Origin of the sequence: Pseudovibrio sp. WM33 (assembly GCF_001623165.1) — a bacterium.
Classification (GTDB): domain Bacteria; phylum Pseudomonadota; class Alphaproteobacteria; order Rhizobiales; family Stappiaceae; genus Pseudovibrio.
This window is the reverse complement of sequence record NZ_LMCK01000110.1, coordinates 130,883-147,148: the sequence shown is the minus strand read 5'-3', so window position 1 is coordinate 147,148 and position 16,266 is coordinate 130,883. Positions and strand designations below refer to the sequence as shown.

General features: G+C 53.1%; 14 protein-coding genes. 1 reads left to right on the top strand and 13 read right to left on the bottom strand.

Features of this window, described 5'->3' with window-relative positions:
* Window positions 1–134: 134 nt before the first annotated feature.
* From PsWM33_RS20085 to PsWM33_RS20030, 12 genes are all read right to left on the bottom strand, one after another.
* Window positions 135–1,313, bottom strand: coding sequence for an NAD(P)/FAD-dependent oxidoreductase (locus PsWM33_RS20085; RefSeq protein WP_063301407.1), 1,179 nt, complete (start codon window positions 1,311–1,313; stop codon window positions 135–137).
* Between the two features lie 98 nt (window positions 1,314–1,411).
* On the bottom strand, window positions 1,412–3,457 hold the full coding sequence (locus PsWM33_RS20080) for a methyl-accepting chemotaxis protein (protein ID WP_063301406.1): 2,046 nt from the start codon (window positions 3,455–3,457) through the stop codon (window positions 1,412–1,414).
* A 357-nt stretch (window positions 3,458–3,814) separates the two neighbouring features.
* Complete coding sequence (locus PsWM33_RS20075; RefSeq protein ID WP_063301405.1) at window positions 3,815–4,903, bottom strand: TRAP transporter substrate-binding protein; 1,089 nt, start codon at window positions 4,901–4,903, stop codon at window positions 3,815–3,817.
* A gap of 116 nt (window positions 4,904–5,019) precedes the next feature.
* Window positions 5,020–5,571 carry a TetR/AcrR family transcriptional regulator gene (locus PsWM33_RS20070; protein ID WP_057461017.1) on the bottom strand — a complete coding sequence of 184 codons (552 nt, stop codon included), beginning with the start codon at window positions 5,569–5,571 and terminating at the stop codon, window positions 5,020–5,022.
* 403 nt (window positions 5,572–5,974) lie between these two features.
* The gene (locus PsWM33_RS20065) at window positions 5,975–6,187 is read right to left on the bottom strand and encodes a cold-shock protein (RefSeq protein ID WP_057461006.1); all 213 of its coding nucleotides are present in this window, start codon (window positions 6,185–6,187) and stop codon (window positions 5,975–5,977) included.
* A 336-nt stretch (window positions 6,188–6,523) separates the two neighbouring features.
* Window positions 6,524–7,579, bottom strand: a complete 1,056-nt coding sequence (locus PsWM33_RS20060) for a branched-chain amino acid ABC transporter permease (protein ID WP_063301404.1) — start codon at window positions 7,577–7,579, stop codon at window positions 6,524–6,526.
* A 12-nt stretch (window positions 7,580–7,591) separates the two neighbouring features.
* Window positions 7,592–8,620: a branched-chain amino acid ABC transporter permease gene (locus tag PsWM33_RS20055; RefSeq protein ID WP_063301403.1), complete on the bottom strand. Its 1,029-nt coding sequence runs from the start codon at window positions 8,618–8,620 to the stop codon at window positions 7,592–7,594.
* Window positions 8,617–9,342: an ABC transporter ATP-binding protein gene (locus tag PsWM33_RS20050; RefSeq protein WP_063301402.1), complete on the bottom strand. Its 726-nt coding sequence runs from the start codon at window positions 9,340–9,342 to the stop codon at window positions 8,617–8,619. Before PsWM33_RS20050 ends, PsWM33_RS20055 begins: the two co-directional genes overlap by 4 nt.
* Entirely contained in the window at window positions 9,335–10,132 is a 798-nt protein-coding gene (locus PsWM33_RS20045; RefSeq protein WP_063301401.1) for an ABC transporter ATP-binding protein, read from the bottom strand. The genes PsWM33_RS20050 and PsWM33_RS20045 overlap by 8 nt, the downstream gene beginning before the upstream one ends.
* Window positions 10,133–10,143: 11 nt before the next feature.
* A complete protein-coding gene (locus PsWM33_RS20040; RefSeq protein ID WP_063286862.1) occupies window positions 10,144–11,043 on the bottom strand; it encodes a bile acid:sodium symporter family protein in 900 nt (299 codons plus the stop codon).
* A gap of 171 nt (window positions 11,044–11,214) precedes the next feature.
* Window positions 11,215–12,417, bottom strand: a complete 1,203-nt coding sequence (locus PsWM33_RS20035; protein ID WP_063301400.1) for a substrate-binding domain-containing protein — start codon at window positions 12,415–12,417, stop codon at window positions 11,215–11,217.
* 793 nt (window positions 12,418–13,210) lie between these two features.
* Window positions 13,211–13,624 (bottom strand): rhodanese-like domain-containing protein, encoded by a 414-nt coding sequence (locus PsWM33_RS20030; RefSeq protein WP_063301399.1) that lies wholly within the window; start codon window positions 13,622–13,624, stop codon window positions 13,211–13,213.
* A gap of 223 nt (window positions 13,625–13,847) precedes the next feature.
* On the opposite strand from PsWM33_RS20030, the gene ftrA reads away from it, so the two are divergent.
* On the top strand, window positions 13,848–14,837 hold the full coding sequence (ftrA, locus tag PsWM33_RS20025; RefSeq protein ID WP_063301416.1) for a transcriptional regulator FtrA: 990 nt from the start codon (window positions 13,848–13,850) through the stop codon (window positions 14,835–14,837).
* On the opposite strand, the gene PsWM33_RS20020 is transcribed toward ftrA, so the two are convergent.
* The gene (locus PsWM33_RS20020; protein WP_063301417.1) at window positions 14,828–16,060 is read right to left on the bottom strand and encodes a TIGR03862 family flavoprotein; all 1,233 of its coding nucleotides are present in this window, start codon (window positions 16,058–16,060) and stop codon (window positions 14,828–14,830) included. The genes ftrA and PsWM33_RS20020 overlap by 10 nt on opposite strands.
* Window positions 16,061–16,266: the final 206 nt, after the last annotated feature.

Genomic DNA, 16,266 nt, shown 5'->3' with positions numbered 1-16,266 from the left:
TCATGAAGGACGAGCCCGATTACGCATGCTATTGGCCCGTCGTTGCCAAGATAGATTAAATTTTGGGAGAGCTTTTCGCATGTGCAGCAAAGTGTATGTGATGCGACATTACAAACTTTATTATGCCGTCACAACTAAACAAACTGCCCCGCCGCATGGCCGGAAGACCAGGCCCATTGGAAGTTGAAGCCGCCGAGATGGCCGGTGACGTCGACGACTTCGCCGATGAAGAAGAGGCCGGGGACGGAGCTGGTTTCCATTGTTTTGGAGGAGAGGGCCTTTGTGCTTACACCGCCTAAGGTGACCTCAGCGGTGCGGTAGCCTTCGGTGCCGACGGGCTTGAGGGTCCACTCGTTGATTGCCAGAGCAGCTTTGCGCAGCACTTTGTCGGAGGTGTCGGCTAACCGTCCGCTCAGCTTATGCTCCTCGGCAATATGCATGGCCAGCTTTTTAGGTAGCAAACTTGCCACGGCAGTCTTAATGTCCTGCTTTGGCTGGCTTTGCTTAGCAGATTTCAAGGCCTCAAAAACATTTGTGTCTGGAAGCAAGTTGACGTGAATGTCTTTGCCTTCTTCCCAGTAAGAGGAAATCTGCAGAATGGATGGCCCGGAAAGGCCGCGATGGGTGAAGAGCAATCCTTCGCGGAAACTGGTCTTCTTGAAAGACACAACAGCATCCACTGAAACGCCTGCCAGATGTTTGGTCCGCTCCCGCATCGCATCATCAAAGACGAATGGCACAAGAGCAGCACGAGGGGTGACGAGCGGCAGATCAAATTGCTTGGCAATCTCGTAACCAAAGCCAGTAGCACCCATCTTAGGAATGGAAGGTCCGCCACAAGCCACAACCACTGATTGCGCTCGCACAGTGTCTCTGGAGGTGCCAACGGTGAAGCGATCATCAGGCTTGGTGAGAGAAGTGACACCGGTGCCCAGCTGAATGCGAACGCCGGATTGCTGGCATAGTTCGAGCAGCATGTCGATGATCTGCTGCGCACTGTCATCGCAAAACAGTTGGCCCAGTGTCTTTTCATGCCAGTTGATGCGGTGCTTATCCACCAACGCAATAAAATCTTGCTGGGTAAAGCGTTTCAAAGCGGAAACAGCAAAACGTGGGTTCTGAGAAAGAAAGTTTGCAGGAGATGCGTGCAGATTGGTGAAATTGCACCGCCCGCCACCGGAGATGCGGATCTTGTCCGCTGGGCGCTTGGCATGGTCAATCACCAGCACAGAGCGTCCGCGTTTTCCAGCCTCAATGGCACACATCAGGCCGGCAGCGCCTGCACCTATTATAAGAACGTCAATGTTTTGCATGGCGCTCTTATATGGGCTTTCCAGCCAAGGTCAACTCGGGATCAAATAAAAGAGGAGGGCCTGAGCCCTCCTCAATGCATTTCAGCAATGTTTAACGCTTAAGCCGCAACAACATCTCTCAGGAAGTTGGAAATGGTCTGGCGCAGCTCCGTTGCCTGTTTGGAAACAGAAGAAGAAGCCTCAAGCACGTCATTGGCAGAGTGGTTGGTTTCCTGAACCGAGCTCGTCACAACGCTCATGCTGTCTGCCACATCCTGAGTGCCCTGCGCAGCCTGCTGAATGTTCTGGCTGATGGAGGACGTCGCCGCATTCTGCTGAGCAATCGCAGTGGCAATAGAGCTGGTGTATTCATTCACCTGATGCATTGTGCCAGCAATCTGCTCAATGGCGGTCACAGCTTCCTTCGTAGAACCCTGAATACCGGAGATCTGAGAGGAAATCTCTTCTGTCGCCTTGGAAGTCTGGGTTGCCAGTTCCTTCACCTCGGATGCAACAACCGCAAAGCCCTTACCCATCTCGCCAGCACGTGCTGCTTCAATGGTTGCGTTCAGAGCCAGCAGGTTGGTTTGCTCGGCGATGTCACGAATGAGGTTGACCACCTCGCCAATCTTCTGGGCCGCAACATCCAGATCCGCTACATGATCGTTGGTGGCAGTTGCAACACTGGTTGCATCATCAACGGTCTGCTTGGTCTGGGAGATCTGACGGCCAATTTCTTCGATGGACGCAGAGAGCTCTTCAGCAGCAGAAGCTACGGTCTGAACGTTTTGCGAAGCCTGCTCAGAGGAACCAGCAGCGCTGTTGGCACGATCAGATGTTGTTGTCGCTATGTGTGTCAGAGAGTCCGCAGTTTGCTGCATCTTGCCGGTGTTGTCATCAACCCGGTCAAGAACACTGGAGACCTGATCATTAAACACACTGATCAATTGATCCACGTGCATCTGGCGGTCGCGTTCTTGCTCATGTTCTTTCTCAGAAAGGCTCTGCAGACGCTTCTGCTCAGCAACTGTATCGCGGAAAGACATAACAGCGTTCGCCACTTGGCCAACTTCATCAACGCCAGTCGCACCAGCGAACGTCACAGTGGTGTCGCCTTCAGCCAGTTTGCGAGCATCGCTAAGCAGGGCTGTTACCGGAATAGATACACTGCGAATGATCGTGTAAGCCGCGCCAATACCGAGGACAGTCACGAGGGCAGAGATGATCAGCGCGAGCATGAATTCCCACTGAGCGTTGGCAGTCAGCTTTTGTGCATGCATCACCAGTTCGTCAGCAAGGTAGTCTTCAAAATCCTTCAGCGAGTCGATACGTTCTGTTGCCATATCAAACCAGTCGGTGCCGGAAACTGAGGAGATGTCGCCGCCAAAGGCAGCAGAATATCCAAGCTTACGCGCAGCATCGACCCGGCTCATGATTGGACGGTTGAAGATCTTTTCCAGAAACTTCACCTGGGGACCGGTCATCAAAGAGCGGGCGGTCTTGAAATGCGTGTCCTGGCTGGCGCTCAGGCGTACAAAACGGTGATAGATAGTTGGATTGAACTCCTGAGCACTAAAGCCGTTTGCACCAATTGCGCGCTCAATGCCTGCGTTTTCTTTTCCAAGCAGCACTTCTTCATACATGCTTAGCTGGCGAACAAGGCTGGCATCGCGGCTCACGGCAACGGTGCTTGGCAAAAACTTGAAGGCGTCGTTAATGGTGCCGCTGTAGTAAGCAACAGTTTCGCCAACGGTTGTGTTCAGGCTTTTGACGTTGTTGCGGATACGGTCAATGCTTGCCAGACGGCTGTTCACCACGTCCACCTGGGCCGCAAGGCCTCTATCAATGGACATCAGGTCAATTTTGGTGAGCGCAGTCTTGTAGATACGGATTTTGCTGTCAGTCAGCTTGTGCTGGTCAGCAAGGCCCTCAGCAAAGGCTTTGCCCTTAGCGCCAAGATATCCGGCAGAGCGGCCACGCTCTTTTTGCAGTTCGTGAACAACAGCACTCAATACAGGAACAAACTCTGCAACCTGACCAATAGAGGATGCTTCCACCTTTTTGTTATAGGCGGTGGTGATTTGTGAGCCAGCAAAATAGAGCATGGGCACAAACGCAAGCATGAATATCGCGATGATACGATACTTTAAAAGAATACGACGCATAAGAGCACCTGAAGGGGAAACTCGAGTTCCAATTTTGAGCGGGGCACTGCTGCCCGTTTCACTGTTTCGTGATTACACGCATAAATTGAGTCAGTAATTCTTTATAGAGCGTTTATTCTGTGGCTTGGATTTGTACTAACTGCCTACTTATTCTCACCTAAGTAATATAATTAGGTAAAATACTTAGTTCCTAAGTATATGTGTAGATTGCAATTAATTATTATTTCGGAAATATACTTGAGTTTTCAGCGAGTACAAGAGCATCGACGATAATTAGTGAGCTTTTGATGATTCGTTTAAGCAGCCTATGGAATGAGAAGCAAAACTCCCCATTCCAAGATCTCGATCAAGTGATGCTTACGTAGACCACACCTGCGCACGGTCCTGATAAAGCTGTCCCTCCATGCGCGCACCGTACAGAGAACAAGCTTTCACGTAGTCCATGTAGGAACCGTGGATTTTCTCGCTCATTGCATCGCCAGCAGGATAGGCCGCAATCACTTCGCGGGCAGCCGCGCCAATCGCTTCAATCACATCCGGTGGGAAGGAGGAGAGAATGGCACCGCGTTCCACCAGTGTGGAAAGAGCGATGGTGTTGTTATAGCGAAATTCCGCCGTGCTCTCTTCAGCCTGTGCTGTCGCCGCCTGCGCCAGAACTTCCTTCAGCCAAGGGCTCAGGTTCCCATAGGTGTTCTGGTTTACGATCATTTCCAGACCCGGACCCGGCTCATGGAACGCCGGCAAGTGGTAGTACGGCGCAATCTTGTAAAGGCCGAGAGCGAGATCGTTCCACGGGCCAACAAACTCAGCCGCATCAACCACGCCGGACTGCAGAGCAGGGTAGATTTCTGGCGGAGGTGTGACAACAGTGGTCGCACCCACTTTGCGCAGAATGTCGCCGCCAAGGCCGGCAATACGCATCTTCAGCCCGACAAGATCATCCAGAGACTTGATTGGCTTCTTGAACCAGCCGCCTGCCTGAGCGCCCGAGCTACCCACATAAAATGGTTTCACACCATGCGGTGCATACGCTTCGTCCCAAAGAGCCTGTCCGCCGCCATGACGCAACCAGCCGGAAAGCTCGGTCGCATCCAGGCCAAACGGGAGAGTGGTGAAGTACATGGTCGAGCGGATCTTGCCCACCTGATAATAAGGCGCGTTGTGACCGATATCAGCAGTGCCAGAGGAAACGGCAGAGAATGTTTCGAACGGAGGAACCAGCTCGCCGCCGCCAAAATACTTGATGGAAATCTTGCCGTCAGAAAGCGCCTCGATGCGTTTGCCCAGCTGTTCAGCTGAGGTGCCCACGCCCGGGAAGCCCTTTGGGAAAGAGCCGACGAGTTTCAGGTTCAATGTGGCGTTTGCAAGTGCTGGCGCAGCAAGGACAGAAGCGCCGCCCGCAGCACCAGTTGCCATTGCTGTTTTCAGAAAGTCACGGCGTTTCATCTGCCCGTCTCCGCTAATTCATAAAATACGTAGGTATTAATGCTAGCAGAGGGCAGGTGGGTCTGGCGATATATTTCAGCAGTCAGGGCTGAGAAGAAATCAAGTCAGAGAGAGCTTTACTTGAGTATCTCGAACATGCGCTCGAGTTGCTCTTCCACATTCAGCTGGTCCTCATCAAGAACCTGAAACATCCCGTTGCTGTGAATGCCTTCAACAGCCAGATAGACAAGGGTTGCCAGCTCTGGGTCTTCAGACTCGTCCTGAATGCGCGCGTACATGTCTTTATGGAAGACGCGGACGGGGTCAAGCAGGCTCGGGTCGTCTGCAATGGCGGCCAGCATACCGGAGGCTGCCTTGTTGTCTTCTTTAATCTTGCTGCAAAGCCCCTTCAGGAATGCCCGCATAAGTTTATGACGATAGGGATCATCAGCAAGCTTCTGCTCTTCTGTGGCAATGTTATCGCGCGTGCCATCTACATGGTATTGAACCATGGAGCGGATGAGAGCTTGTTTGCTTGGGAAGTTATAGAGCAGCCCACCTTTGGAAACACCTGCATGCTTGGCGATTGCATCCAACGAAAACTGCCCACCGCCTTGTGCTTGCACATAGTCGATGGCCGCTTCAAGAATGCGATGCTGCGTTCTGCTGGCTTTGGTCGTGCCCTTCACAATGAGTCCCTTGCCCAATTCTGCGAGAGGTCGCAGAGAAAAAAGTTGTTCTTATAAGCGCAGATCTGCGACTTTTGTCAGTATAGGCCATCAGTGGCAACTTTGCGAGGCCAAGTCGTCATGTGAACCACGAAATTTATGAAGTGAAAACAACGATGTTCGTTGAACCAGATAAAATAGCCGTGATTGCGGCTCTTTTAAGAAGTTCTCAGCTGAAAGATGGGGGAGAGAGAGCATTAGGCAAGCTCTGATCAGAACAAGGAGACGGCTGGTCTGATGTAAAAAATAAAAGGCCTGACGGCGCCTGGCAATTGCCGGCGCGCATCAGGCCAATTATGTGGCGGTCACAAAGTTCATTCAGCTTGCGCTGAAACAAACTCTGGAGCCTCGCAAATCGTACAGATTAAGCAAGCTCAATCTGGGAAGCCTGCAAACCGCGGCCACGACGATCTTCTTCAGCAACAAAAGTGATCGCTGCACCTTCAGCAGGAACTGCGATGCCAGAGCGTTCGAAAGCTGTGATATGAACAAAGATGTCTTTGGAACCGTCAGCTGGAGTAACGAAGCCGTAGCCTTTGTCGTGGTTGAAGAATTTGAGGGTACCGTCTTGTCGCATGGAAACGTCCTTTAAGCCAAAAAAGTCAACTCGCCTGGTTAAGGCGGGTCAGTCGTGACGAGCAATGTAATCAAAGGCAGAAAAGGACATTGTTCCGATACATGCACCGCAACATTGCCAGCCGTGTCTCTAATAACAGCCCGCAGTCATAAGGTCTGAGCTCTCATTCTTTCTAAAAGAAATCAGTCCTAATGGTTCATATAGGGAGGCGGGTCATATGTCGCCCCTCTAATACTACGGGATAAGCAAATCTCTTAGCTTGCTCGTCCCTACCGATGTAGTTGCTCCTTAAGAAATCCACAAGGTGCAATTTAAAAAAAGAGCCCAATTGAGGCATTATGTTCCTCTTAAACGGCCTACGATGCCCTTAGGGAACCAGTAAATACTGCAGATAAATAACATTCCCAACCAAAGCAGCCAGCGTTCCGGTGAAACCACCTCTGACACTATAGGCAGACTACCCAGCGATTCCTGAAGGAGGCCCAAGAGGTTCTGCAAATAGGACTGGGTGAGAAGGAACAGGACAGCCCCGATAACGGCGCCGTACATGCTCCCCATTCCGCCAATAACAACCATCAACAGAATGTCCACCATTATATCCATAGAGAGTGTTGTCGCTGGTCCAGTGTAGCGCAGCCAGAGGGCCATCAGCGAACCTGCGAGCGCTGCCATTACAGCAGACAGAATTGTCGCCACACTGCGATATCGCACCACCTTGTAGCCAATCGCTTCCGCACGGAATGCATTCTCTCGGATAGCTTGCAGAACACGGCCGAACGGAGAGTTCACGATCCGCAGCAAAACAAGGAACAGACACAGGCTGCTGAAGAAGACCACATAGTACGTGATCAGCTTGCCATTGAGGCGAACTCCGAGCACCTTCTCCTTCACCAACTTGAACGCAGGCGTCATCTCCTGCGGATTGCGATAGCTCAGCCCGTCCTCGCCACCAGTGAAGCCGGAAAGTTGCGAGACCAGCACCAGAAACGCACTCGCCACAGCCAGTGTCATCATGGCAAAAAAGATTGCTTTGACCCGTAGTGAGAATAGCGCAATCACAAACGCAAAGGCCCCGGCCACCAGCGCACCACACACAGTGCCAAGTGCAATCGCACTGTAAGAGGCGCCCATGTTCACCAGTGCAATGGCCGTCCCATAAGCCCCGATGCCAAAGAACATGGTGTGCGCGAACGACACCACGCCCGTATACCCCAGCAGTAAATCATAACTGGCCACCAGCACAATGAAGATGCAAATGCGAGCAGCGGTATCTAACGAACGCGTACCGGGAAACAGAAATGGCGCAAACAGCAACCCAACCAGAATGAGCAGCAGGACAGCACTGAGCATTTTGCTGCGTGGACGGTCACCAGAAAGGAGTTTCACAATCATCTGATAAACTCCTCAATGCGCTTTGACGACGGGGTAGAGCCCCTGAGGTCGCCACATCAGCACAGCCCCCATCAGCAGGATCGTTGAAACCAACGCCAGTTTGGGGATCAGGAAGCCGGTGTAGTTGGTCAGCAAACCCACCAGCATCGCGCCGATGAAACAGCCCTCAATGGAGCCAAGCCCGCCGATGATCACCACTATGAAGACGGAGATCATCACCTCAGCCCCCATATGAGCCGTAATGGTTTCCTGATACATGCCCCACATCACACCGCCGAGTCCCGCCAAAGCACAGCCCACCATGAACACTGCCAGAAACAGCTTCTCTATCGGATACCCCAGAGCTTCCACCATTTCGCCATTTTGAACCCCAGCCCGCACCAGCAGCCCAATGTGTGTCCGGTTCAAAACCAGCCGCATGGCAACAAACAATGCCAGCCCGATTACAATGGCCAACACACGGTATTTCTCAATGGCAGCGCCCAGCACCACAAAAGAACCCTGAAACGCAGCAGGCCGCGCCAGCACAATCTCATCCGGGCCCCAGATCACATAGATCAGCTGCTGCGTCACAACCAGCCCGCCCATGGTCACGAGGATCTGCTTCAGGTGTTGCCCGTACACCGGCTTAACAATCAGCCGCTCAAAGCCATAGCCCGCAAGACCCGTCACCAGCATGGCAAACGCCACAGCAAGCAGAACAGCGCTCAGATTAAGCGCAATGCTGGGGCTCTCAATCCACCCACCCAGCAGGCCCAAAATGGTAAACCCTGCAAAGGCTCCAAGCGAAATAAACGCCCCATGCCCGAAGTTGATCACGTCCATCAGGCCGAAGATTACAGTAAGGCCAGACGCCATGATGAAAATCATCATCCCCATCGCCAGCCCCGCCGCCGTCAGCGTCAACCAGGTGGAGCCGGAACCAATCGCGAGCAAGCCGATCACCATCAGCACAGGCACAAGCAGCAGCGGTGCCTTTGCCTCGATAGTCTGAGAGAGAGAAGGGCGCTCGATGCGCGGTTTAATCAGGCTGTCACTCATTGGTGTGCCTCCAGTGAAAGTCCCATCAGCCTCTCCTGCAATTCGGCATCAGCTGCCAGCTCTGCCATGGCGCCGGAATAAACAATCCGCCCGTCATCCATCACGGCAACGGTGTCTCCCACTGCGCGCGCCATGGAAAAGTTCTGCTCCACCAGTAAAATCGTGGTCTGCATCTCTTTCAGTTCTTTCAGGGCTGCAATCATGGCGTTGATGATTGCAGGAGCCAGCCCCTTGGTCGGCTCATCAATCAGGATCAACTTTCTGGGCTCAATGATTGCGCGAGCCACCGCCAGCATCTGCTTTTGCCCGCCGGAAAGATTACCCGCAGCACTCTGCCAAAATGTTTTGAGGGGAGGGAACAGGCCAAAAATCCATCCCAGCCGTTCCTCATCAATCGCACTGTTCCGTGCGGCTAGAAGCATGTTTTCATGCACGGTCAAATCGGTGAAGATGCCCATATCCTCCGGCACAAAAGCAATCTCGCGCTGGGCAATGGCAGGTGTGGTCTCTTTCTGGATCTCTGTTCCATCAAACTGGATCGTCCCTTTTGAGGCCTGCCACAGCCCCATGATGGTCCGCAGCGTCGTGGTCTTGCCAGCGCCATTCCGCCCTAGCAGAACCGTGACACCACCGCGTGGAACTTCCAGATCAACCCCCTGCAAAATGTGGTAGGGGCCAATATGCGTGTGAACGCTGTTTAGACTGAGAAGAGCATCAGACATGCGCACCCTCTGTTTTCTCTTCAGGTGCAACACCTAGATAAGCCTGCTGAACCACCGGAGAGGCGATCACTTCAGTAGGATCCCCATCTGCCACCAGCTCTCCGTTGTGCAGCACAATAATCCGGTCAGCCAGTGAGCGGATCACATCCATCTTGTGCTCAACCAGCAAAATTGTGCGGTCCTTGTCCTGCTTCAACTCACGGATCAGGTCCAGCACAACCGGCACCTCATCAACGCTCATGCCTGCTGTCGGCTCATCAAACATCAGCACTTGCGGACCAATGGCAATCATCAGAGCTACCTCCAGCTTGCGCTGATCTCCATGTGACAGCTCGGATGTGCTCTGCTCGGCCTTATCCAGCAAATGCACCTCTGCCAGAATGTGCTCTGCGCGTTGGATCAGCTCCACATGGCTGTCCGCCATAGAAAACAAATCCATGCCCATCCGCTGATGAGCCTGCACCGCCAGCCGTGCATTCTCCCGAACGCTCAGGCCGGGAAACAGATTGGTCATCTGAAACGCCCGCCCGATGCCCCGCAGGGTCCTGTCGGCAATTGAAAGGCGCGTGATGTCTTCGCCATTAAACCAGACATGACCAGCACTGGCGGCTAACTGGCCGGAAATCAGGTTGAAGTAAGTGGTCTTGCCAGCACCATTCGGCCCCACAATGGCAGTCAGTGTCCCGCGATGAAAATCACAGGACACTGCATCAACGGCCACATGCCCACCAAAACGAATGGTCAGATCATGCGTACTCAGAACCGGCTTTTCGTCTTTCTGTAATTCCAAAGACCTGCCCTTTATGAGAGTTCATTTTGGGCGCGAAGGCTCGGATTTGCCCGCGCTTTCCGCCGTGCCCAGAGGATGAAGAGGAAGGCACAGCCATACATGGTGATGCCGTAAATACCGGAGGCCAGACTGTATGGCGGCAATGCTTCGCCGTTCATTGCGATCAAAGCCCCAACGGTGATCCCAAGCGTGGCATTTTGGACGCCCACCTCCATAGCAATCGCAACACTGTCAGGATGCGAGAGTTTCATAAGCTTGGCGCCGCCATACCCAACCAGCAGCATCACAACATTCAGCAAAATAAGGACTGGCCCCAGTTCCAGAATATTGGCCGTCAGCACAGACCAATTAGTGGCAATGGCCCCAAGCACGATCACCACAAACAGCACGGAGGCCAACAGCGACACCACTTTGGAGATCGCCGCGGTAAACGATGGCGCCATATGATTTACGAGAACCCCAATCGCAACGGGAACAGCCGTAATCAGTGCCATGGAAATGCCAATAGATGTCACATCAATCTTGGGCATGGCTGCACCAAGAAAGTAGTTTGCGGATGCCGCTGCAAAAACCGGCACCGTCAACACGCACAGCACACTGGTCACGGCGGTGAGCGACACCGCCAGCGCGACAGAACCGCCGCTGAACCGTGTCAGCATGTTGGAGGTGACACCACCCGGGGCGAAGGCAAGCAGCATCACGCCAAACGCCATGGCCGGCTCCAGCTCCACCACTTGTAAAATGAGAAAGGCAACAACGGGCAACAAAAGCAACTGCCCCAGCATGCCAATGCTAAACGCACGCGGCATCTGCACCACGCGTTTAAAGTCCTGCAGTGTGAGGGAGATACCGAGAGAAAACATGATGAACGCCAGCGAAAGCGGCAAAAACAGCTTTAAGAGAATGTCCATGGTCTTGTACTTCGCTCTTTGAGGCTCTGATATTCCGTAAGCGGGACAATCTGCAACTGAGGATGAGGTCAGCAATCCTGCAGAAACCCCTCACGGTTCCAGAGCGTTATCTTTTGCGATTTAAGGAGAGCGAGTGGCCCGCTCCCTCTCTGAGCTATGTAAAACGGGGACCTACTGGTTCTGAACTGGGATATCCATGTCCTCAATCTTGAGTTCACGCACCAGTTCAGGAATGCCCCATTCAACCTCTGGATCCACACGGATCTTGAAGTGATACATGGACTGCAATGCCTGATGATCCTCAGCGCGGAATTTCATCAGCCCCTTCGGACCTTCAAACTCCATGCCTTCCATCGCGGTGATCAGCTCTTCCGTATCCGTGGAGCCAGCTTTACGGATCGCCTCGACAGCAGCGATGCCTGCCGCCATACCACCCGCCGTAAAGAAATCAGGCGGCGAGCTGTAACGAGCCTCATGTTCTTTCACCAGCCAGTCATTCACTGGGTTCTGAGGGATCTCGTAGTAATAGTAGGTCGCGCCTTCCATACCCGGCATGGCCTTATAGGCTTTCAGAGCCGCCAAAATGTTGCCACCCGTTGCGATCTCAATCCCATGGCGTTCAGGGTTCATCGCGTTGATCTTCGCCAGCGGGTTTCCGCCACCAGCCCAGATCACAAACAGGAACTTGCGTCCTTCCTGCCCCTTCAGAGCCTCAAAGATGCGCTGGGCACTTGCAGTGAAATCCTTGGTGTCCGTCGGTGCGTACTCCTCAAACACCAGCTTGGCATTGGTCTTTTCAATTGCATTGCGGAAAGCAGCCACACCATCACGCCCAAACGCATAATCCTGCGCCAGCGTGGCAATAGACGCTCCGTCCTGCCCAAGGGCAACAGCATTCGCAATCGCATCCTGAGAGGAGTTCCGTGACGTGCGGAAGATGTAGCGGTTGAAGTTGGCGCCTGTGATGCTGTCAGCAACGGCAGGCTCCACGATCAGCAGCTTCTCGTATTCCTCGGCTATCGAGAGCATCGCCAACGCAACACCAGAGGAGACCGGCCCAATTGCCAGATCAACCTCATCATCGCCGTAAGCCTCGGCCAGCATGGCACGTCCAATATCCGGCTTGAGCTGGCTGTCTTTTTCGATGACCTCAATTTTGCGGCCATCAATCTCCATGGTCCCGCCGGTGGCATACTCCAGCCCCATCATCAAGCCCACATGAGATTGCTTGGCATAGGCCTCAAAAGGACCGGTTTTACCATAGACGTGGGCAATCTTGATCGGCTCTGCCGCAGAGGAAATATTTGATGAAACAAAAAGCGCAAACGCGCTGGCCGCTAGGCTAACCGCCGCGGCCCTAAGTAATTTATGCATAATGAAACCCCTCCCACGTTGCCCAGGGGCCTCCGTAAACGCAAACACCGTCTCAAAAGACTTCGCAAGCCTGCCCTCAAACAACGTAAATATAGTTGACGCATGTATTCAGGAAGGAGTCAATGATTCCAGATTGATCCAAATTGTTAAGATTTGAACGGATCACTTGTATTTGCTTATCCGGAAAATAAATTTCAGCTGTTCAGAATTTTATATCAAAAAATCGATTTTGGTGATCAAGGCATCAGCCCAATATTTGCAATTACTCTTTGCAGTTTCAGTTTAAAGAGATGATTCTTGCGACTTACTGTAAGTCGTTGTGACTACTCCTGCTTTCACTGCGACAAGCTGACGGCTATACGCCATGGAAAAGCCGTATTTCGCCCTGTTTACACCTCAATTAGCCGTTAGGCCGCGTCTCTCTGCAGGTGTGTCAGATAAGTGTTTGTTCACCATCTCTGAAAACCTGATGATAACAAGATCCTGATACCTTCAATAGCAATAAGAACACTGGTTTAACAGGGCGTCATTAAGTACTGAGTGCGTAGCAGTCAGTATTACCAAAATAACAATAAGTCCTGAAAAGGGATTATCTGCATATCACTATGCGGACAACTGAAGGGTGACCCGTTTCCATTGCTTGGTGGGTCTTCCTTGTTTCAAGGCAGGTTGTCTTGCCCCGACGATTTTAAAGGCCGTACCTCCCCCTCCCAATCGGCCTTTTTATGCCTGCTTTGTTTGGCACCGAGGTATCCTCCCACCTCGGTGCCTTTTTTATGAGTGGGTGCTCGGCTTAAGCAACTTCTTCAGCTGGTGACGCAATCAGCTCAAAGCCTTCGTCGATCCAGCCGGTCATACCTCCCAACATAATCTTCACGGAACGTCCCAGCCGGGAGAGGTTATAGGCGGCCTTGTCTGCCCCGTTGCAATGCGGCCCAGCGCAATAGACCACAAACACGGTGTCCATCGGCCACTTGGCAAGGTTCTCTTCCGTCAGATCCCGGTGGTGAAGACAGATCGCACCATCCACGTGTCCTTTCGCAAAGCGGGCTGCACCGCGAACATCAATCAATACGAATTCTACAGTGCCATCTGCCAGATCTGCCTGAACGTCAGAACAGTCTGTTTCGAACTGCAGGATTGAACGGAAATGCGAGAGTGCCAGCTTTGGGTCAGCTGGCGAATATTCGAGCGTGCGTGAGGACATGTATTTCTCCAAATCTGCGAGGATGCTCCTGATTAGGGAGAGGAGCACCAAAAACACTTATTTTAAAGCAGTTTGCAGGAGAGATGCCTCCGCAAACAGCCTTGCGTGATGACAGGAATTTCGCCTGCCCACGTAATCTGGAGAATTTCCCGGTTGCGAAAAACTGGCTCAAATGACTATATTCGTAAAAAATACGCCAATCTCTTTCGAGTTGATTTTTCCGATGCCCCAAACCACACCCCGCAGCCCAAAAGGCCCGCTTGTTGTAACGCTCATCTATGACGGTTTGTGTACCTTTGAGTTTGGTCAGGCCTACGAGCTGTTCGGCCTGCCAAGACCAGAGCTCGGCGCGAACTGGTACAGGTATGAGACGGTCGCCATCGAGGACGGCCCTATCCGTGCTGCAGGTGGTCTGGAGATCAAAGCGGAAAAGCAGCTGGATGCGCTGGAGCACGCCGACATCATCCTCATCCCCGGCTGGCGTGGCATTGATACCCCGGTGCCGGAGGACCTGATTGAGGCACTGTGTAAGGCCTACAATCGCGGAGCTCGTGTTGCCTCCATCTGCTCCGGTGCTTTCGTACTGGCGCGCTCTGGCCTGCTCAATGGCCGCACAGCCACGACGCACTGGCGCTATGCAGAAGCGCTGCAAACCGGGTTCCCGTCCATCAACGTAGAAGAAGACCGGCTCTATTCCGAATCCGACAGGGTATTCACCTCCGCAGGCAGCGCAGCAGGCATTGACCTTGCGCTTCACATCATCCGGCAGGATTACGGCTCACAGATCGCCAACAGCGTTGCCAAACGACTGGTTGCACCTCCGTTCAGGGAAGGAACGCAAACCCAGTTTGCAGAACAGCCTGTACCCGAGGAACGGGAAAGTAAACGCTTCGCAGCACTTTTTGAGGAACTGGAGAAAAAACGTGCCTACACCATGTCCGTGCCAGAAATGGCAGACCTGATGGGCATGAGCCAGCGCACCTTCATCCGCAAATTCTCAAAGGTAACCGGACTTGCACCCGCAGAGTGGCGGCGCACCAAGCAACTGGAAACAGCCAAGCACCTATTGGAAGCGGAAGAGGCGATGGACATGGAGAACCTTTCCCACCTTTGCGGGTTTGGCTCAGCAGCAACCTTGCGGCATCACTTCAGAAGCAAATATGGCACCACACCAACAGCCTACAGGCGCCAGTTCCAAACCCGTCAAGCCTGAAAGTACGCTTTGATGCCATGCGCAGCAGAGCGACCTGTCGCAAACACCGCCTGCAGAAGATAGCCACCCGTTGGCGCTTCCCAGTCCAACATCTCGCCCGCCACAAACACACCCGGCAGTTTGGTGAGCATGTAGTGCTCGTCGATTTCGTCAAACGAAATGCCGCCCGCGCTGGAGATCGCCCGGTCAAGAGGCCGTGGCGCTGTCAGCTGCAACGGCAATGCCTTGATACACGCCGCCAGTTCATCAGCCTCAATCGGCAGTGGTCCTACTTCCCGCATCAAAGCGATGGCGGCAGCGGGCAGACCGGTTGCTTTGCGCAGGAAGTTGCTCATGGATTGCTTACCACGTGGCCGCGCCAGCTTGGCCGCGAGCTTGTTAGCAGAGACATCCGGCTTCAGGTCAATCTCAATCTGTGCCGTCCCTGTTGCAAGGATTGTATCCCGCAGATCAGCTGAGAGCGCATAGATCACGCCGCCTTCAATCCCACTGGCATCCAGCATGGCATCACCAACAACACGGCGATCTCCGTGGGAGACAGCTATCTTCTTCAGGGGAGTACCTTTGTGGCGGTCCTTGAAGTGATCCGAAAACGCAATCTCAAACCCGCAATTGGCAGGGAGCAGCGCGTTCACATCAATCTGCTTGTCACGCAAAGTCGAAACCCACGCGCCATCAGAGCCAAGCTTCGCCCAGGAACCGCCACCAAGTGCTAGCAAAACAGCGTCAAACGCCTGCGCTTCAATGGGCTCATCGCCTTTTTGAAGTAGCAAACTTCCGGCTTCATCAAATCCGTGCCATCGGGTATTCGCATGCAATGTTACGCCTTGCTGATCAAGCAATTTCAACCAGTTACGCAACAGCGGAGAGGCTTTGAAGCTTTTAGGAAACACCTTGCCGCTGGAACCTTCAAACGTCGGCTGCCCCAACCCTGCGCTCCATTCCCGCAAAGCAGAAGGAGGAAAATCCCGCACTGACTGCAACAGTTGCGCATGTGCAGGACGGTAGCGGCTCAGAAAAACCTCCAGATCCTCACTGTGGGTTAGATTGAGACCACCAAGCCCAGCCATCAAAAACTTGCGGGCAGGAGACGGGCGTTGATCAAAGAGGCTCACACGCACTCCGGCTTCTGCCAGATGTTGAGCAGCAAACAGCCCGGCAGGGCCTGCTCCGATGATTGCAACATGCTTTGTCAAAGATCCATCCAGTCCGCTTATGGTCATTGAGACTCCAGCCAATGACATTTACAGCTCTAATGCCTTTGTTTTCCGCCAATTACAAGCCGGAAGAGCGCCACATCCCACAGATGGAGAGCAGGGCACATCAGGGATTTTCACCTCCTTAAAGAAGCACCCCTGATATTAGAAGGAAGACTTCTAAGGAATGTACAGTCCCCGCACTTCAAGCTTTGCTGAATGCAAACAGTAAA